We start from the raw sequence: 25,542 nt of genomic DNA on the forward strand, positions 1-25,542 counted from the left end.
GGGACGGCCCGCAGAACGCGGGCATCGTTCTGTTGCGTACGGTGCGCGTTCAGTCTGCGTCGCTGTGTCTGCAGAGGCTCTGGACACCCTCTGGATGCTGCGGGGGAACGGGTCAAGTGGCTGGTCAGCAGTCGCTGGAGGCCAAGTGGCGCCCGCTGAGGAGGCATTCGTCGCGCCTCGGTGCGTCGTCGTGGCGGACACGCAGACGCAGTGCGCGGGCGACAGCCTCGGTCCGGCCCGGCACCGGTTCCTGTTCCACGCGCTCGTTGGCGTAGGCCCCGATGAGTTCCTGGAAGCGATAGGTGCCCTCGCCGGTCTCCATCAGCAGATGCGCCTCGGCGAGAGACTGCAGCAGGCGGCGGGAGTGCCCGACGTCCGTGCCCGCGAGAGTGGCCGCGGCCTCGGCGGTGATGGTGAGTCCCTCGCACAGACCCAGCAACCGGAACATGCGCGCCACATCGGGCGGCAGCGTGCGGTAGGACCTGAAGAAGGCGCTGCGCAGACTGGCCGCCGCGTCGCGCACCACGTCGAGCCGGTCCATCCGGCGGTCCGCCACCGCCTTCACGAACTCGTGCGCCGACACGTGGGGCATCGTGGCGAGCATCTCCGCGATGATGCGCAGGGCCAGCGGGAGGTGGCCGCAGAGCCGGGTGAGGGCCGCTATGTCGTCGGCCTCCGCCTCCAGCCGCTCCAGGGGGGTCAGGCAGGTCAGGAGACTCATCGACTCCTCGGGGCTGAGCGGGCTGAGCTCCACGCGGTAGGCGCCGTCCCGCGCCACGAGGCCGCTGTGCCGCCAGCGACTGGTGATCAGGACGTAGGCGGGCCCTTGCGGGATGAGCGGCCGCAACTGGTCGGCGGCGTACGCGTCGTCAAGGACGAGCAGCGTCCGTCTTCCGTAGAGCAGGCTGCGGTACAGGGCGGTTCGCCCGGCCAGGTCCTCGGGGATGAGCGATTCGTCGATGCCCAGACTGCGCAACACCTGCGCGAGCGCCTCCGTCGCGGTGAGCGGCTCGCGGTGTGCGTTGGTGCCACAGAGGTCGACGTACAGCTGACCGTCCGGGAACTGATCGGCCAGTTCGTAGGCCACGCGCAGCGCGAGCGCACTCTTGCCCACCCCGGGCGGACCGGTCACCACCGCCATGGTGGTGCGGCCCGACGGGGCACCCTCGGACTCGGCGGCGAGCCGGGCCAGTTGCGCCATCTCCACCGCGCGCCCGGTGAACCCCCGTGCGAGCGGCGGGAGTTGGGCGGGGCGCACGGCGCTCCAGACGGGTACGCCGTCGTCGGCCGGCGCGGCGGTGACCGTCGTGGCGCCGCCGCGTCCGTCCTGCTGCGTGTCGGCGCCCAGGTCGGGATGGTCGGACAGCATCTGCTGGTGCAGGAGGCTCAGGTCCCGCCCCGGTTCTATGCCCAGTTCGTCGCGCAGCAGGATGCGGGTCTCGTGGTAGAGCTTGAGTGCTTCGGCGCGCCGGCCGCAGCGGTAGAGGCTCAGCATGAGCAGCCAGCGCAGCTTCTCGCGCAACGGCTCCCTCGCCACCAACGCGCTGAGCGCCGACCACACTTCGGAGTGCCGCCCAAGCCCGAGCAGGGCGTAGGCCCACTCCTCGGTGGCGGAGAGGCGCAGCTCCTGCAGGCGCACCCGCTCCATCGCGGCGAAGGGGCCGGGCACGCTCGCGAACGCGTCACCGTGCCACATAGGAAGTGCCTTCTCCAGCAGGCCGATCGCGCCCGCCAGATCTCCCTCGGCCCGCAACTGGCGCGCCTGGGCGTGGCGGTGTGCGAAGACATGGGCGTCCACCTCCTCCGGCGCGAGGCGCAGGAAGTAGCCACCGCTGGACGAGGCGAGCAGGCCGCTGGCTTCCCGGCTGTCCCGCTCCGGCTCCAGGGCGCGGCGCAGCCCGCCCACGTAGGTGTGCACTCCGTTGACGGCTGTGCGCGGGACATCGCTGCCCCATACGGCGTCGATGATCTCTTCGATGTGCACGACCTCGTTCGCGCGGCTGGCCAGCAGTCCCACGACTGCCAACTGTTTGGGAGGGCCGAGCATCAGTTCGACATCCGCGCGCCACGCCCTCACTGGGCCCAGCAGTTGCAGCCGCATGAAGTTCCCCCGTTTCTAGGACATGCCAAGGGTTTCAGCCACCCGTGTCTCGGCATTCCGTCGGCTTATTTAAGCTTGCGGTTTCCGCCAACTCACTGTCATCGCTTAGATTGCTCGCGGACCGATCGCGCCCGTACCCGCCTTGCCGCGTCGAGTCACTCGCGCTTTTCGGTCAGACACACTCAGATTTCAGCCATACTGCGCTGCCGCGTCCTGTGCTCTCCCCTGCGTCCATAGGCGTGCTTCGGCCACGGAGCCGTCGAGGGCCGTCGAGCGGGTCGGCCGGTGATCATCCGTGCTGATCGTGCAGTTCACCGTTGCCGCAATCCTTCGCACAAGAAGCGGCGGCCGTACTGATCAAGAATGCCGCTACGGCGACAGTCCGTGACGGTTGAGCGGCAGCTTAGACTACCCTTGACAATGTTTGCATACGCTTGGTTCACTACCGCGATTGCTTCGTTTTTACTTGTTTGTCGGCTACGGTGTCAAAGCTTTACACCGAAAAACGGGGGTGCCGGATGAGGGTGGAAATAGAGCGAGTTGTCCAAGAAATAAGAGAAAGGTATGAGGAGCCGCTTTCCCTGAGTGATCTCGGGGAGATAGCGAGGCTCACTCCCTTTCATATGGCCCGCCTGTTCAGGGCGGAAACAGGTTTACCGCCAGCGCAATTCCTTACCGCCGTGCGCCTGGAAGAAGCAAAGCGGAAACTCCTCAATACAGACAAGAGTGTCGCCGATATTTCGAACCAGGTCGGCTACACCAGTCAGGGCTCATTCACCACGCGCTTCAGCAGGACTTTCGGTGTATCGCCCGGGCAGTACCGCAAGATGACGTGCCTCGGCCCCGACGCGGTCGAGGTCGCGGGTGGGAACGACGACGCGTCCTTCGCCTATGGCACGGTCAAGGGCCGCCTGTACAGGTCCGACGGCCTGGACGACGCGGCCGCCTTCGTCGCCGCCTTCCGCGCGGGGCCGGCCGGCCGCGTGCCCGCCCGGTGCTACCGCATGCAGCGTTCGGCGGACACCTGGAGCATTTCTCACGTGCCCGCGGGCGTATGGACGATCGAGGCGGTTTCGCTTACCTCCGCGACCGGACGCAATGCCGTCGTCGCGGGAAGTGTCGGACCGGTCAAGGTGACCCCGGGAGCGGTGCTCGAAGTGGATGTCACACTCCAGTCGGCGCGCAGTGCCGACGTGGAAGGCGACCGCTGTTCGTTCGCCTTTGCACTGCCGGAACTCTACGGCTCCTGATGGAGGCTCCCCACCCCTCTTCCTGGCGTTTCGCGAGGAAAAGGGGTGGGCTCGGAGCGTCCCGAAGCGGTGCCTATTCCGTTCCGCTTACAGGTCCGCTTACGGGAACGCCACGACCGGAGGTAGAGGATCCGTATCTCCTGAGGGAGACGGGGAATTCCGGATTCCGCCGACCAGGGTTGTCCGCGAGGGAAAAAGCGGAACTCCTGCGGCCGTATAGGGGAACTCCACCTCGTTCTTCCGTTACGGATCGTCGATTCAGCCCGCGTTGAGGAAACTGCCGCCGGGGACGTGGGCGTGCACGGCCCGGCCGATTGCCTCGAAGAACGCCTCGGGCCGGTCCCTGGCGAAGAAGTGACCACCGGGAAGCACCTCGGCCCGGAAGGATTCCGAGGTGTGCTCCTGCCACGCGAGGACCTTGTCGACATCGACGAGGAGGTCGTCGTGGCCGGCGAGCACGTGCAGCGGGACGGGCAGCCGGCGCGGCGGGGCCGGGCGGTGATCGGCGCAGACCGCGAGGTCGTCGCGGATCACCGGGAGCAGCGCCGCCAGCCACTCGGGCCGGCCGGCCAGTTCGGCGGGGAGTCCGCCCAAGCCGATGAGCAGCTCGGCGAGTTCGGCGTCGGACATGCCCGGGGACAGCTTCAGGACGTGCCCCACGTGCGGGGCGGGGAAGCCACCGACGATGAGTGTCTCGGGCAGCCGCGCTCCGGGGGCCGCCCGCTCGACCAGCGCGTGCGCGAGCAGGGCACCCATGCTGTGCCCGTAGAACGCGTACGGCTGGTCCAAGTGGCCCGACAGGGCCGCCTCGACCTCGGTGACGAGCGGCAGGAGCCGGGTGAAGCGCGGTTCGCGGATCCGGCTCTCGCGGCCGGGCAGCTGCACCGGCACGACGTCCACGCGCGGCCCCAGGCTGTCGCTCCAGCCGCGGAACGCGGCGGCGCTGCCACCGGCATGGTGGAAGCAGAACAGCCGCAGATCCGCGCCGCCCGCCGGAGGATACGGCAGGTAGCCGGTCATCGAGGGCCGTTCCCGCCCTGCAGCGCACCGACGGTGGGCTCCCCGTCGTGGCCACCGCCGCGTGCACCGGTCATGCGCGCGACGGCCTTGGCCATCCACGCGCGGGTCTCGTCGACGTGGGACGGCGAGCCGTGCACGTCGTCGAAGGAGATCAGGTCGAGATCGGGGACGTGCCGCTTCAGCAGGTCCGCGTCGGAGCCCGGGATGATCTCGTCACGCAGGCTGCGCGCGTACGCGACCGGGATGTTCAGTGAGGCCAGTTCGGAGTCCGTCAGACCCCAGTCCTGGAGATGGGCACGCAGGTGTTCGTGCGGGACTCCGCTGTGATGGGCGATCGTGTGCGTGGTGAGCGCCGGTACGCGCGGCCACCACTGCCCGTCGGTGAAGAACCCCCGCACCGGCGCGCCGACCGTGATGACGCCGCTGATCCGGCTGTCGTCGACGGCCTGCCGCAGTGCGAGATGGCCGCTGAAGCTGAGGGCGACGAGGACGGTACGGGTGGTGTCGGCGCGGCCCGCGAGCGCGTCCAGGACCGCCCCGTACATGCGGTGGCTTCCGCGCCGGTAGGGCAGGGTGTTCTCGCCGACGCCCGGCATCTCGGTGACGACCGCCGCGACACCCAACTGCTGGGCCAGGAGCAGGAACGGCGCCCACTGCTCCTTCACGCTCACGATGCCTCCGGTGACGATGACGACCGGCTTCAGGACCGGACCGTCGAGCCCGGTGGCCCAGCAACGCACGGTCGCGTCGCCCATGGCGACGTCGAGGCGGCGGACATCGGGAAGCGTGCGTCGCCAGCGGTCGAAGACGCTCAGGGCACGGTCGCGGGCGGCGCGCCGCGCCGCGCCGTCGGGGTAGGGGAAGCTCGCCAGGATGGCGCGGCAGACGGCCCCCGGCAGATCGCCCGCGGCCTCGGACATGTCGATGCGGGAGCTCCACTCTCCCGTCCAGGAGCCGGGGCCGTCCCGGCCGTCGTCGCTCCGGATGCGGTCGAGCACGGTGGCGGCATCGCTCGGGTCGAGCCCTAGGGCCCTGGCGTGGAGCATGACGAAGTTCTTGAGTTCGGCGAGATCGTGCACGGGTCTCAGCCTCTCTGCCGCTGGGGTGGAAGTGGCGTGGTCCGGCCCGGTTCGGCACTCATCAGCCAGGAACTCAGACCAGCGTTGAAGAGGGTGTCCGCCGCGAGGTCGGCAGGCGTGCGGGGCCCGGTGTCCTGGACGACGGCGCCGACGCGGTAGCCCTCCGCGAGGACGAAGGCGCGCGAGGTCCACGGGCTGTCGGCGTCGGCCCGGCCGTCGGGGCGCAGCACACCCCCTTCCTCCCGGCCGACGGCGAATCCGACCCCGGCGAACCGGAGGGCAAGGCCCTGCCCGATGGCCTTGCTGTACGCCTCCTTCAGCGTCCACAGCCGCACGAGCTCCGCGTTGCGGCACTCCACGGGAAGCTGCTCCAGGAGCCCGAGTTCGTGCGGGGTGCAGATCTTGTGGGCGAGCCCGGTCCCGTACATCGCCCGCTCGGTGTGTTCCACGTCCACGCCGACGAGACCGCGGATGGTGACGCCGACGAGCAGCACGTCGTCCGTGTGGCTCAGGCTGATGTCGATCCGGTCGAAGCCGCGCAGATACGGGCGTCCGCCGGGCTCGTACGCCAGCTCGACGCTCTCGGCGGGCACCCCCAGGACGACGGAGGCCGTCGCCTTCAACAGGGCGCGGGACGCGGCGAACCGGCGGCGTATCCCTGGGTGGCCCAAGGACTCGTAACGGTTGAAGTCCTCGCCGAGGAGGCGCCGCAGGCTCGCTGGGTCGGACGGCACGGCGGGGCCGTCGTCAAGAGTGGTGTACAGCAGGGCGGTGCCTTGGTCGCGGACCGCCTGCCGCACGTCATTCCAGGACCTGGGGGAGACGATCCGCACCGGCTCGGGAAGGGCCGACCGGGGCGCCTGGCGCTGATTCGTCAGCATGGAAGCCCTCCAGGGCAGTCTTGATGTCACCAAGGACGTCGGCGGCGCTCGCGCCGTCGATGACCCGGTGGTCGAAGGTGAGGTTGACCCGCATGACGGGGGCCACGGTCACCTCGCCGCCTCGCACCCAGGCGCGGTCCCGCATCTGGCCCACGTTGAGGGTCACGGCGGTGCCGCCCGCACCGGAGAAGGCGTCGACGGGACGGTGCCCGAGGGAGCTGACGGAGAAGGTGCCCAGAACGGCGGCGCGTGCGGCGGGCCTGCCCATGAGGCGCCGGAACAGCAACGAGCCCACCGGCACGGGGAGTTGATTGATCTTCCGGACCCCGGCGAACTCGGGGGCATGTTCCGGATCCGCGTTCCGGTAGCGGTCGATGACGCCCTGGACCTCGTCGAGCGAGGCCCGTTCCGCCTCCGGGACGAGGGCCGAGAGCACCACGCGCCGCCCCTGGTAGACGCGGTCGAGGGCGACCTTCGCGGTGGCCGTGGGGTGCCGCACGAGCCGGGGGGAGAGCCGGCCGGTCAGCGAGGAGTTGGCTTCCGGGTGGGCCGCGACGGCGCGGGCCCCCGCCCACACGACATAGCTGACGAGCCCGTATCTGCGGTCCTTCGCGCGGGCCGCCCGGCGGTGCGCGACGACAGCCGTCATGTCGACCTCGGTGTCGATGGAGACGGTGCGTTGCCGCGCGAAGGCGTGCTCAAGGAAGTACAGGGTGTGGCGGCGCTGGCGCTCGGGGACGATGTCCGGCCGTGGCCCGGAGCTCATCCGGTCACCGCCATGCCGAAGACCTCGTTCAGTGACCTGGCTTCGAGGACACGGGTGACCGGCAGGCGGACCTGGGTCTCCCGCTCGATGACAGTGACCAGTTTGAGGAGGTGTACGGAGTCCCAGCCGTTCAACTGGTCGAAGGGGGTGCCCAGTTCCTCGGGTGTGACAGGGAATCCGACGAGGTCGCGCAGGATGCCGAGATAGTCGTCGGGCGTTGCGAGTGCGGCCATGGTGGTGTCCTCAACAGTGATGATCAGTGGTGGGCGCGGGCGACTGCCTCGGCGAGCGCCGTCAGATCGGCGTCGAGGGCCACATGAGGCGGCGGCGGGGTGATGGCGTCCAGCGCGTGGGTGAAGCGCGGCTCCCGCTCGTCGCCGCCGCTCCTGGCGAAGGCGTTGTCGGTGTAGAACTCGCGCATGCGGTGGTTCTTCTCGGTCGGCCGGTACCTCCCGTGCACCGCGGGGAGACCCTCATCGCGCGCGGTGGTCAGGAGCCGGGCCAGGCAGGCCTGTTCGATGCCGCGTGCGAAGACCCGGCAGCTGAGCAGGAAGTTGTCGAGGTGCAGACCGTCGTCCGCGAGGTGCGCGAAGACCGCTCCGACCAGGCCGTTGTCGCCGAACCGGTCCGCGCAGCGGATGGCGAGGACGAGCTGCGCGGGGTCCTTGAGAGCCGTGCGCACATCGTCGGCCTGAAGACGCCGCGTGGTCAGGTTGAACTGGTTCGTACGCTGGGAGAGCTGGGCCACGCGGGCCACTTCAAGCGGGCCCGGTGGCGAGAAGCGCACGGTGACGCCGAGACCCGCCAGATAGTCGTCCATGGACCCGGCGTCCGCGTGGAACTCCTGACGCGCTGCCTCTGTGCGGTAGCGGGCACCGCGTACCCGGTCCTCGTCGGTGACCTCCCGCACGTCGAACCAGCCGTCGGCGAGCAACTTGTCGATGTGCAGGGCGGGTTCGTCGTCGAGCCGGATGACGGCGGTGCCCGGTACGCCCGCCTCGACGAGGCCGCACTCGAAGGCACTGTCGTCGGCGAAGACGAAACTGTCCGTGCCCAGGTTGACGCGTTCGGCCAGAGCCAGCAGATTGCCGTCCTTGGGCCGCCAGTTGGCGGTGACGTCCACGAAGTCGCCCTCGCGCAGCACCATGTCGGGGTGGTCCCGCAGCACCGTCAGGAGGGGTTCGCGGTCGTTCTTGCTGCATACGGCGAGGAGTACGCCCTGCGCGCCGAGTTGCTTGATCACCCGCTGGAATGCGCCGAACGCCTCGCCGCGGAAGCTGCCGCCGACGGCGATGTTCTCGGGACCGTCGTCGCCCAGGACGCCGTCCCACAGGGTGCCGTCGGCGTCCAGAGCCAGGCACTTCTTGGTACGTCCCGTCAGGGCGCCGACCAGATGGCCGATCTCGGCGGCGTACGCGGTGAGGGTCTCGTCGCTGAACCGGGCCTTGGCGTAGGTGCTCAGGCGTGGGTCCGCCAGCGGGCCGCCGGCGGCGACCAGCGGATCGAGGTCGAGGACCACGGTGTTGGCGTGCAGTTCGGTCAGCCGCAGCAGCCCGGCGTTGAACGTCCGCCAGGCGGCGCCGAGCCGGGCCCGCGACGCCCAGTCGACAAGCTGACGGGTGAACCGGGGAAGGAGCGGCAGGGTGTTGAGGACCAGGGTGCCGGTGCCTTCTGCCGCGTACGTCCCGGCGAGTGCGGACAGCTGCGCGAGCCGGGCGGTCAGCGCGGCCTCGGCGTCCTCCACTCGCCAGGGCAGGGGCAGTTCATCGAACACGGACTCGGCGTCCAGGACGCACAGCACCAGGTCGGCGTCGGCGCGGTATACGTCGCTGCCCGGATCGGCCAAGTCGCGCAGGTAGCCGTCGTAGTCGCAGAGCCGTGTCCGCAACAGCATGCCGTGGCGGGCCAGTTCACCGGTCAGTGGCGCGATCAGGCCCATCAGGGTGGAGTGCCCTGTGACCGCCACCGTGAAAACCGGCAGGTCCGGGTGGTGACGCAGCACGGACTCCGTGTCGAGCCGGGCGAGCAGCTGACCGACGGAGGCGCGCGCCGGCAGGTCGAGCCCGGACAGCAGTGCGAGCGTCTGCGGATAGTGCTCGGCGAGCGCCTCCTCGGCGTTCCAGGCACGGATCCGGGCCAGCGGCTCGGGAGTCGGCGGCGATTGCGCGGGCGCTCCGGCGGTCACGTCGTCGTATGTCGTCATGGGCGTCGTCTTCCTCGTCTTCTTGTTGCCCGCAGTTCCGCTTCTTGTTCGCCCGCAGTTCCGCGACGGCTCAGACCTTCTCCAACGCGAAGCCCGCCTTGATCCATTTGCTGGACTCCACGGCGATGCCGATGGCCTTCTGGCCCGGTTCGATGCGGTCGACGAGGCGGGACATCTGCATGAACGGCAGGGCGTTGCTGGTGTTGCCGGTGTCGGCGACGCAGGAGATCTCGGTCGCCGACGGCATGTTCAGCTCCGCCACGATGCGTTCGGTCATCCGGGCCGACAGCTGCGGCGGCAGCAGGAAGTGCAAGTCGCCCTCGCTCCAGCCCTGTTCGTCCAGGAGCTCCCAGAGGATCTCGGAGGACATCACCGGCACGGTGGACTCGATGGCTTTGTAGTCCTCCTTGAGGGCCTGCCGCCCGGAATCCCGGTCGGCGACCCCGAACCACTCGACGGTCTGGCCGGGTTCGCGGCCAAGGCCGATGAGCCGGTTGAGCACCCGAAGAAGGGAGAGCCGGGCGCCGATGGGCTCGTCGGTCAGTACGGCGGCGCCCGCGCCGTCGCCGAAGAGAACGAAGTTGACCAGTTCGGAAGGGGCCAGGCCGGCGAAATCCTGTCCGAGCGGCAGGTGCTTGGTGCAGACGTCACCGCCGATGACGAGACCGGCCTTGTGCGTGCCGGATGTGATCAGGGTGCGTCCCAGGTCGAGGGCCTGGAGCGCCCCGGCACAGCCCGACTGGAGCTGATAGGTGGGCAGGTGATCGAGTCCGAGCTGGTCGGCGACGAGGTTGACGGTGGCCGGCATCAGCGCGTCCGGGGTCGCGGTGCCCATCACGATGAAGCCGATGTCGTCCGGAGAGACGCCGGACGAGGCAAGGGCACGGCCGGCGGCCCGTGCGGCGAGGTCGGCGAGGGTGTGCAGGACCTCTCCGTCGTCGAGGTTCACGGCGAAGTGCCGGGTGCGGTTGCCGATGAACACCTCGATCCAGTCGGCGTCGATGCCGAAGCGTTTGGCCAGTTCCTCGTTGCCGATGGGGTCGCCGGGCAGGGCGGTGCCCACGGACGCGATGTACGCCGGGTGATCTGTCATGACGCGCGGCCTTCCTTGGCTGAGATGTCCCGTGCGGTTCCGCCGTCCTGGGCGGGGCGGTCGCGCAGGAAGTCGATCAGCGCGCCCACCGATGCGAGATGCGGGAGGAGCTGCTGGACGGAGAGTTCGCCGAGCTCCGGAAGCGCGGCCTCGACCTTGGTCTTCAGCTGCATGATCGTGACCGAGTCGAAGCCCAGGTCCTCGTAGAAGCGGGCGCGCAGCGCGATCTCGTCCGGCGCGTATCCACCCGTCGCCGCGATGGCACCGAGGACGGCGTCGGTGACGGGGTCGTCGGACACGGGCAGGGCGGCGAAGGCGGGGGGAGCCGCGGAGTCAGCGGAGTCAGCGGAGACAGCGGGGGTGGCGGGGGTGGCGGAGGCTGCCACGGCGGTCCCCAGGCCCCCGTGCCAGAACCGGTGCCGGGTGCTGAACTCATAGGGCCGCAGCCGCCGGAGCCTGCGGTCGTCGGCGTCGTACAGCGCCTCCCACCGCGGGGCGACCCCGGCCCTGAACAGTGCCGCGACCGTCTCGGCGAGCTCCTGCCCGCCGGCTGCCTCACCCGTGCCGGGGGCCAGCAGCACGAGGTCGTCGGCGGCCCGGAGTCTGCGCACGAGGGGGGTGAGAACGCGCCGCGGGCCGATCTCCACGAGCAGCCGGGGACCGTCCTTGATCAGATCGGTGACACTGTCGGCGAAGTGCACGGGGTGGTCGACATGATCGGTCCAGTAACCGCCGTCGAGCGGCTCACCGTCCAGGGCGCGCCCGCGTACGGTCGAGTAGAACGGAACCTGGGGCGGCCGGGGACGGCAGGCCGAGGCGACCCGGCCGAACTCGGCGAGCATGGGCCGCATCAGCGTCGAATGGAAGGCGTGCGAGACACGGAGCTTCGTGGCCTCGACGCCGCGCTCGGACAGCGTACGGGCGATGCGTCCGAGGGCCTCGATGTCCCCGGACAGGACGGTGGCCCCCGGCCCGTTGTACACGGCGACGTCCACGAGGGGCTCCGCTGCGACGAGTTCGGTCAGTTCGTCGGGTGCTGCCCGGACGGACATCATGCCGCCGCCGTCCGGCAGCTGTCGCATGAGACTGCCGCGTGCGGCGATCAGCCGGGCGGCGTCCTCCAGGGGGAGCGCGTCGGCGATGACGGCCGCCGCGAACTCGCCGACACTGTGGCCGAGTACGGCGGCGGGTCCGGCACCGAGGTCGATGAGGGTGCGCGCCATGGCGTAGCCGACGGCGAACAGGGCGGGCTGCGCGTTGTCGGTCCGGTGGATGTGCTCGTCACCGGAGAGGATCAGGTCGCGTACCGAACGGCCGAGGTGCGGCCCGAGCGCGTCGTCGGCTTCGCCGAGGTGACGGCGGTAGGCCGCGCAGTCCTCGTACAGCGGCTTGGTCATGCCGGGGAACTGGGCACCCTGCCCGGTGAAGAGGAAGGCCACCTGGGGGGCGCCCGCGGGGTGGCCGGTCAGGGCGGCGAACTCCTCGGCGTCGGCGACCGCCCCGTTCAGGCGGCGCACCAGTTCGGAGGTGGTGCGGGCGGCGACGGCGAAACGGTGCGGCAGGGCCGTCTTGACCTGGTTGCTGGTCCAGGCGAGCGGGGCGAGCGGTTCGTGGCCGCGCCGGGACAGTGCGGTCGCCTGGGACTCGAGGTTGCGGCGCAGGCCCTCGGCGTTGTTGGCGCTGAGCGTGAACACGGTCGCCGGGGAGGTGTCGCTGCCGGGGGCGGGCCCGTTCTCGCGCACCGGGGACGTCTCCAGGACGGCGTGGGCGTTGGTACCGCCCATGCCGAAACTCGACAGGCCGGCCAGCTGTGGGCCCGAGGGCAGTCGCAGCGGCGACTTGATGAGCTTCAACCCGTGGTCGGCGAGGCCGAGTCCGCGGTCCTCGCGGGTCGCGAAGGGGCTCACGGGCACCAGCCTGTGGTGCAGCGAGAGAGCCACCTTGATGAGCCCGGCGATCCCGGCGGCGGCCTCGGTGTGGCCGATGTTCCCCTTGACCGAGCCGATGGCGCAGGGTCTGTCACGTCCGGCGCCGTAGACGTGTCCGAGGGCACGGCTCTCGATCCTGTCGCCGAGTGCGGTGCCGGTGCCGTGCGCCTCCACGAAGGCGACCTGCGCCGGGTCGACGTCGGCCCGGCGCAGCGCGGCGGCGAGCACCTCCTGCTGGGCCCAGCGGCTCGGCGCCGTCAGGCCGTTGCTGCGGCCGTCCTGGTTGACGGCGGTACCTCGGATGACGGCGTAGATCTGCTGCCCGTCGGCGAGCGCGTCGTCCAGGCGGCGCAGCACCACCACGCCCACGCCGTCACCGCGGCCGATGCCGTCGGCCTCCGCGCTGAAGGGCTTGCAGCGGCCGTCGGGCGCGGACAGGCCCGACGCGGTGTAGAAGATGCCGAGCGCGGGCGTCAGCTGGAGGTTGACGCCACCCGCCACGGCATGGTCGACCTCATGGGACAGCAGTGCGTTCACGGCGAGGTGGACGGCGACCAGGGACGAGGAGCAGGCGGTGTCCACCGCGAGGCTCGGGCCCTTGAGGTTGAGGTGGTACGAGATGCGGTTGGGCACCATGCAGTAACCGCTGCCAGGGGCGGTGTGCGCCGTGACCTCCTCGTACCGGGAGAGCTGTAGCTGGCCCCACTCCGAGGCCATGATCCCGGCGTAGACACCGGTGGTCGAGTCGGTCAGCCGCTGCGGCGGGATACCCGCGTCCTCCAGGGCGCGCCACACGGTCTGCAGGAACAGGCGCTGCTGGGGGTCCATGGCGCCGGCCTCGCGCGGTGACAGCGCGAAGAACTCGCTGTCGAAGGCGTCCGGATCGTCGATGAACCCGCCCCGCGTGGTGTTGATGCGCCCCGGCCCGCCGTCCGGTTCGTGGAAGGTGCCGGCGTCCCAGCGCTGGGCCGGCACTTCGCCCCCGCCGTCCGCGGCCCGCATGAGCAGGTCCCAGTAGGCGGTGGGGTCAGGCGCCCCGGGGAAGCGACAGTCCAGGCCGACGATGGCGACGGCGTTCATGAGCGGGTGCTTTCCGGGAGGATGCCGGCGAGGTGGCGGGCGAGTTCGACGATCGTCGGGTAGTCGTAGACGACGGTGGGGTCGAGCTCGACGCCGTACTCGTCCTCCGTGTCGCCGCACAGGCTCAGCGCGATCACCGAGTCGAGCCCGTAGGCGGCGAGCGGCACTTCGAGGCCTATCGCGTCCGGCGACTGGCCCAGGTAGAGCGCCAGGCGCTGGGCGAGCCACTGACACAGCTCGGCGACGACGCGGTCGTGGGCCGCAGTGGTCATGACGGTGACTCCTCGGGGGGTCGGGGGAACGTCGCGGGGCCATCTCGGAGGAGGCGGTTCGGAGGGGGCGGTTCGGAGGGGGCGGTTCGGAGGGGGCTCTCGGGCAGGGCGGGTCGTAGCGGCCGCGGGGTCAGACGGGGGAGAGCCCGCTCACCTCGCGGTCGATCAGTCCGGCGACCTCGGGAGTGAGCAGCTCCCGCAGGGCCTTGAGCTCACCGGCCAGGAACAGCTCGCGCATCAGGGCACGCTGGATCTTCCCGCTGGTGGTCTTGCGTACGGTGCCCGGCCGGGCCAGCAGTACTCCGCCGACGGGGATGTCGAACTCGCGGGAAACGCCCCACTGCACCGTCTGGGCGAGCGCCTCCAGGTCGACGGCGCCCATGCCGTGCGGACGCACCTCCTGCACCACGACGGCGACGTCGCGGCCGGTCGTCTCGACCGTGAAGACGGCGCCGGGGTTCCGGGCGACCTCGGGCAGGAACGACTGGACGCTCTGCTCGATGTCCTGCGGATAGAGGTTGCGGCCCTGGAAGATGAGCAACTCCTTGCGCCGCCCCGTGACATACAGCTCGCCGTCGGAGAGGACGCCGAGGTCGCCGGTGCGCAGATACGGCCCACGGCCATCGGCGGTGCGGCCGCTGAAGACCTCCTGGTTGTCCTCGTCGCGCTTCCAGTAGCCGCGCGCCACGCTCTGCCCGGCGAGCCAGATCTCGCCGACCGAGCCCTCGGGGAGCACCACGCGGCTCTCCGGCTCGACGATGAGCATGTCGAAGCCGTGGGGACGGCCACAGCTGACGACCTCGCGGACCGGCTCGCCGGGCTCGGCGTCCCTGAGCAGGTCCCGCTCCAACTGCCGTGCCGACGAGGCCCGGACGACCGGTTCCACGCCCACGTCGCTGCCGGTGACGCCGAGGGTGGCCTCGGCCATGCCGTAGCCGGGGTGGGAGGCGCCGGGCCGGAAGCCGACGCCGGCGAAGCGCCGCGCGAAGTCGCGCATCGATGAGGCGCGGATCGGTTCCGAGCCGTTGACGGCCGACTTCCAGCTCGACAAGTCCAGGGTGGCGAGCTGCTCGTCGGTGACGCGGCGGGTGCACAGGTCGTACGCGAAGTTGGGGCCCCCGCAGACGGCGATCCTGTGGTCGGTGATCATCTGCAGCCAGCGGTGCGGGCGCTTGAGGAAGGAGATCGGCGCCATCTGCACCAGGGTGCAGCCGGTGTACTGGGCGTGCAGGATGAAGCCGATCAGGCCCATGTCGTGGAAGTACGGCAGCCAGGAGCCGAGGACATCGCCTTCCACGGTGCCGAGCGCGGCGACGAGGACCTCTTGATTGGCGAGCAGGTTGCCGTGCGAGACCATGACGCCCTTGGGTTCGCTGGTCGAACCGGACGTGTACTGGAGGAACGCGAGATCGTCGGGTTCGATGGTGGGAGGCTGCCAGCGCTCCGGGTCTCCGTAACCGTCCTGGTCGGTGGCGAGTACCTCGACGCCGGTGAGTTCCTCGCTCTCGAGCCATCCGGTGACCTCGTCGAGACTGGCCGAGTCGGTGAGGACGACACGGACACCGGCGTCCTTGACGATCCCGGTGACACGGGAGAACGCCTGACCGTGGCCGCCGGGCAGCGGGGAGGGCACGGCGACGACGCCGGCGTACAGGCAGCCGGTGAACGCCTTGGTGAAGGCGAGTCCGTGGTCGTACAGCATCAGTACGCGCTCGCCCCGCAGGTCCCGCTCCTGGAGCCAGGAGGCCAGCCGCCGGGCTGCAGCGTCCAGGCCCCCGAAGGTGAGGTGTTCGCGATCGCTGACGGTCCCGCCGTCGTGCAGGAAGACGTACGCGTCCTGCTCGGCGCGGCGTATGCATTGCTCGAGAACCAGGTCGGTGAAGTTCCGGTGGGCGGGCAAGGCGGATCCCCTCGTCTGCGGAGTGCGGTGGGCGGCCCGTGCGGGTGCGGGAGCACTCGGCAGATGTGATCGTGGGCCCCACTCGCCAAAGGAACCCTGCAGACCTTCCAAAGGCGCTGCTGAAGGAGGCGCCGAGGACGCTTCGGCGGCGACGGAGGCTCGGGGACACCCCGTCACGTCACCGCGCCCGAATTCGCTCACGCCGTGAACGAACCGGTCCACATCTCCGCGAGGTCTCAACTCGGGAAAGACTGCTGGCCCAAGCTGTGTTCGATCTTGCTCTGCCGCCGAGAAGTGGACTATACCTATCGGCACCCTGAGTGGCGGGTGCGAGCCCTTGCCATGTAGTTGTCGCACGTTCAGTACGACCGAAGCTTCAACTGACCCGCGGTGTCAGGCCCTTCGCCTTTGCGGGCTGTCGGGAGCCCCTGGCGCCGCCAGAGTCCTGGAGAAGGCGAGGACTTGAGCATGGGATCCACCAGCATCAACCGTCGTGACGTAATCAAGAAGGCGGCGGTCACCAGCCTTCTCGCGGTACCGGCCGTAGGCGCGCTGAGTTCGTGCGCCAGCGGTGGCGGGGACGAGAACAAGGCCGAAAAGGGCGAGAAGTCCAAGAAGAACCCGCTGGGTGTGAAGGCCGACGCAGGCCTCGGGGTCTACATCTTCAACGGTGGATACGGCGACAAGTACGCCCAGTTCGTCACCGACATGTACAAGAAGAAGTACCCGAAGTCCGACGCGGAGCAGAAGGCCACGACGAAGATCGCCACCCAGCTGCAGCCGAAGATCGTGCGCGGCAAGCCGACGGCGGACGTGGTCAACAACTCCGGCGCCGACCAGATGAACATCGGCAAGCTGGTGCACAACGAGCAGGTCGCCGACCTCGGGGAGCTGCTCAGCGCCCCCTCGTGGGACGACCCGTCCACCACGGTGCGCGAGACCCTCGTACCGGTGGTCGAGCAGATGGGCACGTTCGGCGGCAAGGAGGTCTACCAGCTCAACATCGCCCTGACGGTGTACGGCAACTGGTACTCCAAGAAGCTGCTCGAACAGGGGCTCGACACCGAGTACCCCAAGACCTGGGACGAGATGCTCGCGGTCTGCAAGAAGGCCAAGGCCAAGGGCATCCACGGCTGGAGCTACCCGGGCGGCCACCCGCGCTACGTGTTCTTCAGCATGTACGCGATGTTCGCCCAGCGCGGCGGCCGTGACGTCATCGACGCCATGGACTACCTGGAGCCGGACGCCTGGAAGCACGACGCGGTCAAGGACGTCTTCGAGGCCTGGGAGGAGCTCGTCTCCAAGAAGTACGTGCTGACCGGCTTCGACGGCACCGAGGCCCACACGGAGATGCAGACCGCCTGGACCAAGGGCGGCAAGTGTCTCTTCGTGCCCAACGGCTCCTGGGTGGAGAACGAGGCCAAGGACACCACGCCGAAGGACTTCGAGATGACGGTGGGCGCGACCCCGTCCCTGGACTCCGGCGACAAGATGCCCTTCGGCACGCTCTACGCCCCGGCCGGTGAGCCCTTCGTCGTCCCCGCCAAGGCCAAGAACGTGCAGGGCGGCATGGAGTGGCTGCGGATGATGTACAGCAAGGAGGCCGCCCTGAACCTGTTCAAGGAGGTCGGCTCCATGCCCGTGGTCAAGGGCGCCATCGACGGCGAGAAGCTGCCGTCCGGCACGGCGAGCGCCCAGGCGGCCATCAAGGCGGCCGGTGCCAACATCGTCATCCCCAAGTTCTTCGACTGGTACAACGAGCTGTTCCGCGAGGACTTCAACAACATGATCGCCAAGTTCATGCTGGGCCAGATCGGCACCAAGCAGGCCATGGAGACCATGCAGAAGGCCTCCGACCGGATCAAGAACGACCCCGACATCACCAAGATCAAGAAGTCCTGACCACCGATATCTCAGGCATGTGAGCCAGGCGGGGCGGAGCAGCATGAAGAGTGTCACCCGGGTGGACGATTCCCCACCTCCGAAGAAGACGACGGACCGGCCAGGCCAGGCCAAGGCGCCGAACCGGCTGTTGTTCCTCCTGGCAGTGCTGCTGCCGCCCCGCTTCACCCCCGAGAGCGTGCGTTACGACAGGCGCTACCGGACGCTCGACAAGTACCGCTTCATCGCGGGCTTCCTGGGCCTGCCCCTCGCGTTCTACGCCCTGTTCGTCATCTCGCCCTTCGTGCAGGCGATCTACTACTCGTTCACCGACTGGTCCGGCGGACCGGTGGCGAACTTCATCGGCTTCGACAACTTCACGAAGATGTGGAACGACGAGCGCTTCTGGGACTCCATGGAGGTCAGCGTCCTGCTCGCGGTCATCGCGCCGCTGATCACGCTCGCGTTCGGCATGTTCTTCGCCTACATGATCACGTCGGGCGGCCGGCACCGCAGGGGCCAGGCCATCGCCGGGGTCGCGGGCTCCTCGTTCTACAAGGTCGTCTACTTCTTCCCGCAGGTCCTGTCCGTCGCCATCATCGCCGTCGTCTGGGGCCGTGTCCTCAACACCAACAGCGGCCTGATCAACGGCGGACTCGACAAGGTGGGCATCGCAGGACCCGCCTGGCTCGGCGGCGACCGCTCCCTCGGCGTCATCGCCGTACTCGTCGTGCTCTGCTGGAGTTTCGTCGGCTTCTACGTGGTGCTGTTCTCCGCCGCGATGGGCGCGATCCCCCGGGACATCTACGAGGCGGCGCTGCTCGACGGCGCCGGCCGTGGACGGACCTTCTTCAGCGTGACGCTCCCGCTGATCTGGGACACCGTACGGACCGGCTGGATCTATATGGGCATCCAGGCGCTCGACTCCTTCGCGATCGTCCTGGTCATGGTGCCCGAGCACGTCCTCAAGGTCACCCCGGTCTTCCTCTACGAACGATTCCGAGACGGCCAGTACGGCTATGCCACCTCCATCGGCGTCGTCCTCCTCTTCCTCAGCATGGCGTTCTCCCTGATCGTCATGAGGATCGGGAATCGCGACCGGATCGAATACTGAGACCGCGGGAGCCACTGCATCATGACCACCTCCACCACCGCGCCCCGCACCAAGTCCGCCGACAAGACCCGCCGCTCCGGGAGTTCGACGGGCGGCGCCACGCTGAACGTCTTCTCGCACGCCTTCCTCGCCCTGTGGGTGATCCTCGCCGCGGGCCCCCTCGTCTGGGTCGCGCTCACGGCGCTTCGCCCCTCGGTCGACATCCTCAGCGACCCGATGGGCTGGCCGACCTCCTTCCACTGGGAGAACTTCACCCACGCGTGGACCACGGCCAACATCGGCCAGTACGCGCTCAACTCGCTGATCATCCTGGCGGGTTCGCTGACCGGCACCATGCTGCTCGGGTCGATGGCCGCGTATGTGATCGCCCGCTTCACCTTCCCGGGCAACCGGTTCATCTTCCTGCTCTTCGCGGGCGGGATGATGTTCCCCGTCATCCTCGCGCTCGTCCCGCTCTTCGCGGTCATGGAGAACTTCGGCCTCCTGGACACCCGGCCGGGCCTGATGATCGCCTACATCGCGTACTCGCTGCCCTTCACCGTCTTCTTCCTGACCTCCTTCTTCCGTACGCTGCCCACCGGCGTCCAGGAGGCGGCGATGGTCGACGGGGCCTCGCACACGCGCACGTTCTTCCAGATCATGCTGCCGATGGCCAAGCCGGGCCTGGTCAGCATCGGGATCTTCAACTTCCTCGGCCAGTGGAACCAGTACCTGCTTCCGCTGCTGCTCAACAACGAGGAGGAGAAGAGCTATGTGCTGCCGCAGGGACTCGCCTCGCTCGCCGTCTCGCAGGGCTACCGGGGCGACTGGGGAGCGCTCTTCGCGGGCCTGACCATCGCGATGCTCCCGGTGCTCGTCGTGTACGCGGTCTTCCAGCGACAGGTCCAGGCGGGCCTCACCGCGGGCGCTCTCAAGTGACCCTGGCAGCGGGTCATTTCAGCTTGGCCACGAAAGTGGTCTAGGCCTGTTGCGGCAATTCCGGCCGTGAGTAATGTCGGCGTCACGGCGCCGCGGGGGGACCTTTGCCCGCGTTCAAGTCGACACCGATGTCGAAGGGTTGAACAGCATGAGGAATCGAGTAATCGCCACCGGTGCGGCAACGCTCGCGATGGCACTGGGTCTCAGTGCCTGCGGCGGTGACAGCGACAGCGGGGACAGCAAGACCATCAAGCTCGTCGCCGCCGACTACGGCGACAAGGCCTCCAACGCCTCCAAGAAGTACTGGGACGGCGTGAAGAAGGAGTTCGAGAAGGAGAACAAGGGCTACACGGTCGACGTCCAGGTCATCAACTGGAACGAGATCGACAAGTCCGTCAAGAACATGATCCAGGCGGGCAACCAGCCCGACCTCCTGCAGACCGGCGGCTACGCCGACAAGGTCGCGGACGACCTGCTCTACAAGGCGGACGACGTCCTCTCGCCCAAGACGCAGCAGAACCTCATCCCCACCTTCGCCAAGGCCGGCGAGGTCAAGGGCACCCAGTACGGCATCCCGTGGGTCTCCTCCAGCCGCGTGATGTTCTACAACAAGGCCGTCCTGAAGAAGGCGGGCGTGAAGACGCCGCCCAAGACGTGGGACGAGGTCGCCGCCGCGGCGAAGAAGATCAAGTCCTCCAAGGCCGCCGAGACCCCCTACGCCCTGCCCCTCGGCCCCGAGGAGACCCAGGGCGAGTCGATGATGTGGGAGCTCGGCAACGGCGGTGGCTACACCGACGCGAGCGGCAAGTACACCCTCGACAGCGCCAAGAACGTCGAGACCTTCGAGTGGCTCCAGAAGAACCTGGTCAAGCCCGGCCTCACGTACTCCAACCCGGCCTCCACCGACCGCAAGACGGCCTTCGCGGACTTCGCGGCCGGCAAGGTCGGCATGCTCAACGGCCACCCGAGCCTGATCCAGATGGCCAAGGACGGCAAGGTCGACTACGGCGTCGCGCCGATCCCCGGCAAGACGGGCCCGCTGGAGTCCACCCTCGGCGTGGCCGACTGGATGATGGCCTTCAAGGACGGCGGCGCCGAGAAGGCAGGCGTCAAGAAGTTCCTGGACTTCACGTACTCCAAGAAGATGCTGGAGTTCGACGAGATGTACAACCTGATGCCCGTCACCCAGGACACCCTCAAGACGATGCAGACCAGCGGCAAGCACAAGGACCTGGAGCCGTTCTTCGAGGTCCTGCCGAACGCCAAGTTCTACCCGCTGGGCGACACCACCTGGGACGTCATCTCCGCCGAGATGAAGAAGACCGGCGGCAAGGCCGCGAGCGACGACCCCAAGACGGTCCTCGGCGACCTGCAGAAGAAGGCGGAAGCGGCGGCTGCCGAGGCCAAGTAGCAGGCAGCCAGGATCTGTTCGCTCCGTTTCCTCCGTACGCAAGGAGCCCTTGTGTCACTGAAGGCCCCTCCGCCCCCGGCCGGCACCGACCGGGGACGGAGCGGGCGCGCACCGAGGCCGGTGAGCCGTCGCAGCGGCATCGCCCGACTCGGTCCGCTGCCCTGGATAGCGCCCGTCATCCTGCTGATCCTCGCGGTGGTCATCTGGCCGGTCGTCGAGTTGATCCGCACCTCGTTCCTCAACATCTCCATCGCCGGCATCGTGCGCGGCAGCGCGGGGAGCGACAAGTACAAGAAGCTCTTCGAGGAGACCGACTTCGGGGCGGTCCTGCTCTGGACGGTCGTGTGGACCGTCGTCGTCGTGAGCGTGACGATGCTTCTCTCACTCGCCCTCGCCCAGCTGTTCAACCAGAAGTTCCCCGGCCGCACCGTCACCCGCTGGGCGCTCATCGCACCCTGGGCGGCATCCGTCCTGATGACCGCCATCGGCTTCAAGTGGATGCTCAACCAGACCGCGGGCGTGCTCAACACCGTGATGCTCGACCTCGGCCTGATCGACAACTCCAAGGACTGGCTGGGCAAACCGGAGACGGCCTGGCCGTGGATGATGGCCGTCGCGATCTTCGTCTCGCTGCCCTTCACCACGTACACCCTGCTCGCCGGTCTGCAGACCATCCCTGGCGAGGTCTACGAGGCGTCGCGGATCGACGGGGCGAGCCCCTGGCAGACGTACCGGCACATCACGCTGCCGATGCTGCGGCCCGCGTTCCTCGTCGGTGTGGTCATCAACCTCATCAACGTCTTCAACTCCTTCCCGATCATCTGGGCCATGACGCAGGGCGGTCCCGGCTATGACACCTCCACGACCATGGTGTTCATGTACAAGCTGAAGGAGACCGACATCGGTGAATCCGCCGCGATGTCCGTGGTCAACTTCGCGATGGTCGTCGTACTCGTGCTGATCTTCCTTAAGGTCAGCCGGTGGAACGAGGAGGACTGATGGCCACCGCGACGGCGCCCCGCGCGGGGTCCCCGAAGGGCTCCGCGCCCCAGCAGCTCAAGCCCAAGCGCACGTTCCGGCCGCGCACCCTGGTCATCACGGTGGTGGCCTGGGCACTCGCCGCGATCTTCCTGGCCCCGTACCTGGAGATGGTGATCACCGCGCTCCGTCCCAAGGACGAGCTGCGCGACCGGACTTACCTGCCGCAGAACCTGGAGTGGTCCAACTTCATCGAGGTCTGGAAGGAGTCGGAGCTCGGCCAGAACCTCCAGGTGACCCTGATGGTCGCGGGCGGGGCGACGCTTCTGGTGCTCCTGGTCTCGCTGCCCGCCGCGTACTACACGGCACGCATGCGCTACCGGGGACGCAAGGCCTTCCTGCTCCTGGTCCTGATCACCCAGATGTTCCAGCCCACCGCCCTGCTCGTCGGTCTCTACCGCGAGTTCCACCAGCTGGACATGCTCAACTCGGTCTGGACGCTGATCATCACCAACGCGGCGTTCAACCTCGCGTTCGCGGTGTGGATCCTGACGGCCTACATCAGCTCGATCCCGCCGGAGCTGGAGGAGGCCGCCATGGTCGACGGCACCAGCCGGTTCGGCGCCATGATCAAGGTGACGCTGCCGCTCGCGCTGCCGGGTGTGGTGACCGCGGTGATCTTCACCTTCATCACCTCGTGGAACGAGTTCGTGATGGGCCTCACGCTCACCACCGAGCCCGACAAACAGCCGCTGACCGTCGGCATCAACAACTTCATCGGCGCCTACACCGTGGAGTGGAACTACCTCTTCGCGGCGTCCGTGGTGGCGATCGTGCCGGTCATCGTGCTGTTCGCCTTCATCGAGCGGCACGTGGTCTCGGGTCTCACCGCGGGATCGGTCAAGTAACGGATCGGACCCCGCAGGCCGGGTCTGGGTGGTTTGGGGTGCATCCTCGCCGCTTGGACCCGGCCTGTCCGCTGTTCAGGGGCGCTGATTTCCGTCAAGGACTTGACTGCGCTAACCCCTTCAGCAGAGCTTGGAGTTCACAACTTGTACGGGCGGCGAAGCTGCCGTTACGTCATGACGTCATACGGAATAAGGGTGGCTGAGTCAATGGAGACTCCGGGGTCGCAGTCGTCGCTGCACCGGGCCAATCTCGAACGGGTCGTACGTGCCGTACGGCTCGCCGGGTCGCTCACTCAGGCGGAGATCGCCAGGACGACAGGCCTGTCCGCGGCCACGGTCTCCAACATCGTCCGGGAGCTCAAGGACGGCGGAACGGTCGAGGTCACGCCCACCTCGGCAGGCGGCCGCAGGGCCCGCAGCGTCTCGCTCAGCGGCGACGCGGGCATCGTCATCGGCGTCGACTTCGGCCATACGCACCTGCGCGTGGCCGTGGGCAACCTCGCCCACCAGGTGCTCGCCGAGGAGTCCGAGCCGCTGGACGTGGACGCGTCGGCGGCGCAGGGCTTCGACCGCGCCGAGCAGCTGGTCAGCAGGCTGATCGCGGTGACCGGCGTGGACCGCGCGAAGATCGCCGGCATCGGGCTCGGCGTGCCCGGACCCATCGACGTGGAGTCCGGGACGCTCGGCTCGACGTCGATCCTGCCGGGCTGGACGGGCACCAAGCCCGCGGAGGAGCTCAAGGACCGCCTCGACGTCCCCGTGTACGTCGACAACGACGCCAACCTCGGCGCGCTCGGCGAGCTGGTCTGGGGCAGCGGCCGCGGGGTCAAGGACCTCGCGTACATCAAGGTCGCGAGCGGTGTCGGCGCCGGTCTTGTGATCAGCGGGAGGATCTACCGGGGGCCCGGCGGCACGGCCGGGGAGATCGGCCACATCACCCTGGACGAGTCGGGCCCGGTCTGCCGCTGCGGCAACCGCGGCTGCCTGGAGACCTTCACCGCGGCCCGCTACGTGCTGCCCCTGCTCCAGTCCAGCCACGGCACCGAGCTGACCATGGAGCGCGTGGTGGCCCTCGCGCGTGAGGGCGACCCCGGCTGCCGCCGGGTGATCGCCGACGTCGGCCGGCACATCGGCAGCGGGGTGGCGAACCTCTGCAATCTCCTCAACCCGAGCAGGGTCGTACTAGGCGGTGACCTGGCGGAGGCCGGTGAGCTGGTCCTGGGGCCCATCAGGGAGTCCGTGGGGCGCTATGCGATCCCCAGCGCTGCGCGACAGCTGTCCGTGCTCCCAGGGGCCCTCGGTGGCCGCGCCGAAGTGCTCGGCGCGCTTGCTCTCGCCCTCAGTGAAATGGGCGATTCAACCCTTTTGGACGGCTCTGCGCCCGTGGCCGCACCTGCCTTCACTTAGATAACGCATGGCACCGTTGTCATCTCGTTAAGGATTTACTCCTTGACGCTGGTGTGGCGGCCGAGTTGACTTCGAGCCACCTCGGCCGCAACGACGCGGCCACGTCAGGGAGGCTGGACAGTGAACACCCAACTGCGTCGTGCCGCGATAGCTATGACCGCTACCGCGATGGCCGTTTCCCTCGCTGCTTGTGGCGAGGCCGGTGGTGACAAGGGCAAGGACAAGGACAACAAGACCATCGGTCTGCTCCTGCCCGAGAGCAAGACCACGCGTTACGAGTCCTTCGACTACCCGTTGATCAAGGCGAAGGTCCAGGACCTCTGCTCGGACTGCAAGATCAACTACAAGAACGCCTCTGAGAACGTCTCGACTCAGAAGCAGCAGTTCGACGACCTGGTCGACTCCGGCGTCAAGGTCATCATTCTGGACGCGGTCGACTCCGGTGCCACCAAGGCGTGGGTGCAGGAGGCGGAGAAGAAGGACATCAAGGTCGTCGCGTACGACCGGCTCGCCGAGGGCCCCGTCTCCGCGTACGTCTCCTTCGACAACGAGAAGATCGGCAAGCTGCAGGGCGAGGGCATCGTCAAGGCCCTGGGGGACAAGGCCAAGGACTCCGACGTCGTCATGATCAACGGCAAGGAGTCCGACCCGAACGCCGCTCTGTTCAAGAAGGGCGCGCACTCGGTCCTCGACGGCAAGGTCAAGAAGATCGTCTACGAGCAGACCGGTGAGTGGGACCCGAAGATCGCGGGCGAGAAGATGGGCACCGCCATCACCTCCCTCGGCAAGGACGGCTTCGACGCCGTCTACTCGGCCAACGACGGCATGGCGGGCGGCATCGTCGCGGCGCTGCAGTCGGCGGGCGTCAAGGGGATCCCGGTCGGCGGCCAGGACGCCGAACTCGCGGGCATCCAGCGGATCCTGAAGGGCACGCAGGCCTTCAGCATCTACAAGCCGTACAAGCCCGAGGCGGAGAAGACCGCTGAGGTCGCGGTGAAGCTCCTCAACGACGAGAAGATCGACTCGCTGGTCACGGCGAAGCTCGACAGCCCCAGCAACAAGGGCATCCCGTCGGCGCTCGTCCAGGCGTTCGTCGTCACCAAGGACGACATCAAGGACACCGTCGTCAAGGACAAGCTCTACAAGACGAGCGAGATCTGCACCCCGGACTTCGCCAAGGCCTGCGCGGACGCCGGCATCAAGTAGCGGCACGTTGCAGGCAACGGACTCGTACGGCGCCTCGGTCTTCTTCACGCTTGCCCCGCTGTCGGGGGCCGAGGCGCTGTACGTCTGCTCGCATCCCTGCCGCATCCCCCCTTAGCCCACACATCACATCCCGCCGTACGCCATGT

The 25,542-nt window shown here is 68.5% G+C and carries 20 protein-coding genes; 9 read left to right on the forward strand and 11 right to left on the reverse strand.

Features of this window, described 5'->3' with window-relative positions:
• Positions 1-124: 124 nt before the first annotated feature.
• Complete coding sequence (locus ACGFX9_RS11190) at positions 125-2,101, reverse strand: BTAD domain-containing putative transcriptional regulator (RefSeq protein WP_393468449.1); 1,977 nt, start codon at positions 2,099-2,101, stop codon at positions 125-127.
• 518 nt (positions 2,102-2,619) lie between these two features.
• Here ACGFX9_RS11190 and ACGFX9_RS11195 point away from each other — a divergent pair.
• Positions 2,620-3,351 (forward strand): helix-turn-helix domain-containing protein, encoded by a 732-nt coding sequence (locus ACGFX9_RS11195; RefSeq protein WP_393468451.1) that lies wholly within the window; start codon positions 2,620-2,622, stop codon positions 3,349-3,351.
• A 258-nt stretch (positions 3,352-3,609) separates the two neighbouring features.
• Here the strand turns inward: ACGFX9_RS11195 and ACGFX9_RS11200 are convergent, their stop codons facing one another.
• The 10 genes from ACGFX9_RS11200 to ACGFX9_RS11245 all read right to left on the reverse strand — a co-directional run bounded on the left by ACGFX9_RS11200 (position 3,610) and on the right by ACGFX9_RS11245 (position 15,573).
• Positions 3,610-4,371, reverse strand: a complete 762-nt coding sequence (locus tag ACGFX9_RS11200) for a thioesterase II family protein (RefSeq protein WP_393468454.1) — start codon at positions 4,369-4,371, stop codon at positions 3,610-3,612.
• A complete protein-coding gene (locus ACGFX9_RS11205) occupies positions 4,368-5,450 on the reverse strand; it encodes an alpha/beta fold hydrolase (protein ID WP_393468456.1) in 1,083 nt (360 codons plus the stop codon). The genes ACGFX9_RS11200 and ACGFX9_RS11205 overlap by 4 nt, the downstream gene beginning before the upstream one ends.
• Positions 5,451-5,455: 5 nt before the next feature.
• Positions 5,456-6,331, reverse strand: coding sequence for a 4'-phosphopantetheinyl transferase family protein (locus tag ACGFX9_RS11210; RefSeq protein WP_393468458.1), 876 nt, complete (start codon positions 6,329-6,331; stop codon positions 5,456-5,458).
• The gene (locus ACGFX9_RS11215; protein WP_393468460.1) at positions 6,252-7,097 is read right to left on the reverse strand and encodes a 2-oxo acid dehydrogenase subunit E2; all 846 of its coding nucleotides are present in this window, start codon (positions 7,095-7,097) and stop codon (positions 6,252-6,254) included. Before ACGFX9_RS11215 ends, ACGFX9_RS11210 begins: the two co-directional genes overlap by 80 nt.
• Positions 7,094-7,330, reverse strand: a complete 237-nt coding sequence (locus ACGFX9_RS11220) for an acyl carrier protein (RefSeq protein WP_393468463.1) — start codon at positions 7,328-7,330, stop codon at positions 7,094-7,096. The genes ACGFX9_RS11215 and ACGFX9_RS11220 overlap by 4 nt, the downstream gene beginning before the upstream one ends.
• A gap of 23 nt (positions 7,331-7,353) precedes the next feature.
• Positions 7,354-9,300 (reverse strand): HAD-IIIC family phosphatase, encoded by a 1,947-nt coding sequence (locus ACGFX9_RS11225; protein ID WP_393468466.1) that lies wholly within the window; start codon positions 9,298-9,300, stop codon positions 7,354-7,356.
• A gap of 70 nt (positions 9,301-9,370) precedes the next feature.
• Positions 9,371-10,393: a 3-oxoacyl-ACP synthase III family protein gene (locus tag ACGFX9_RS11230; protein ID WP_393468469.1), complete on the reverse strand. Its 1,023-nt coding sequence runs from the start codon at positions 10,391-10,393 to the stop codon at positions 9,371-9,373.
• Positions 10,390-13,401, reverse strand: coding sequence for a type I polyketide synthase (locus tag ACGFX9_RS11235; protein ID WP_393468471.1), 3,012 nt, complete (start codon positions 13,399-13,401; stop codon positions 10,390-10,392). The genes ACGFX9_RS11230 and ACGFX9_RS11235 overlap by 4 nt, the downstream gene beginning before the upstream one ends.
• Positions 13,398-13,673, reverse strand: a complete 276-nt coding sequence (locus ACGFX9_RS11240; protein ID WP_393468474.1) for an acyl carrier protein — start codon at positions 13,671-13,673, stop codon at positions 13,398-13,400. Before ACGFX9_RS11240 ends, ACGFX9_RS11235 begins: the two co-directional genes overlap by 4 nt.
• A gap of 130 nt (positions 13,674-13,803) precedes the next feature.
• A complete protein-coding gene (locus tag ACGFX9_RS11245; protein ID WP_393468477.1) occupies positions 13,804-15,573 on the reverse strand; it encodes a fatty acyl-AMP ligase in 1,770 nt (589 codons plus the stop codon).
• A 468-nt stretch (positions 15,574-16,041) separates the two neighbouring features.
• Between ACGFX9_RS11245 and ngcE the strand changes: the two genes are divergently transcribed.
• The 8 genes from ngcE (at position 16,042) to ACGFX9_RS11285 (ending at position 25,396) form a co-directional block, all read left to right on the forward strand.
• The gene (gene ngcE / locus ACGFX9_RS11250) at positions 16,042-17,475 is read left to right on the forward strand and encodes an N-acetylglucosamine/diacetylchitobiose ABC transporter substrate-binding protein (protein WP_393468479.1); all 1,434 of its coding nucleotides are present in this window, start codon (positions 16,042-16,044) and stop codon (positions 17,473-17,475) included.
• Between the two features lie 43 nt (positions 17,476-17,518).
• Positions 17,519-18,568, forward strand: coding sequence for a carbohydrate ABC transporter permease (locus tag ACGFX9_RS11255; protein ID WP_393468482.1), 1,050 nt, complete (start codon positions 17,519-17,521; stop codon positions 18,566-18,568).
• Positions 18,569-18,589: 21 nt separating this feature from the next.
• A complete protein-coding gene (locus ACGFX9_RS11260) occupies positions 18,590-19,486 on the forward strand; it encodes a carbohydrate ABC transporter permease (RefSeq protein ID WP_393468485.1) in 897 nt (298 codons plus the stop codon).
• Between the two features lie 148 nt (positions 19,487-19,634).
• Positions 19,635-20,897 (forward strand): extracellular solute-binding protein, encoded by a 1,263-nt coding sequence (locus ACGFX9_RS11265; RefSeq protein WP_393468488.1) that lies wholly within the window; start codon positions 19,635-19,637, stop codon positions 20,895-20,897.
• Positions 20,898-21,017: 120 nt separating this feature from the next.
• Positions 21,018-21,896, forward strand: coding sequence for a carbohydrate ABC transporter permease (locus ACGFX9_RS11270; RefSeq protein WP_393468490.1), 879 nt, complete (start codon positions 21,018-21,020; stop codon positions 21,894-21,896).
• Entirely contained in the window at positions 21,896-22,783 is an 888-nt protein-coding gene (locus ACGFX9_RS11275) for a carbohydrate ABC transporter permease (RefSeq protein ID WP_393468493.1), read from the forward strand. Before ACGFX9_RS11270 ends, ACGFX9_RS11275 begins: the two co-directional genes overlap by 1 nt.
• 207 nt (positions 22,784-22,990) lie before the next feature.
• On the forward strand, positions 22,991-24,190 hold the full coding sequence (locus tag ACGFX9_RS11280) for an ROK family transcriptional regulator (protein WP_393468496.1): 1,200 nt from the start codon (positions 22,991-22,993) through the stop codon (positions 24,188-24,190).
• A gap of 120 nt (positions 24,191-24,310) precedes the next feature.
• On the forward strand, positions 24,311-25,396 hold the full coding sequence (locus ACGFX9_RS11285; protein WP_393468498.1) for a substrate-binding domain-containing protein: 1,086 nt from the start codon (positions 24,311-24,313) through the stop codon (positions 25,394-25,396).
• Positions 25,397-25,542: the final 146 nt, after the last annotated feature.

It is taken from the genome of Streptomyces sp. NPDC048436, assembly GCF_043200355.1.
In the GTDB taxonomy this organism is placed as follows: Bacteria; Actinomycetota; Actinomycetes; order Streptomycetales; family Streptomycetaceae; genus Streptomyces.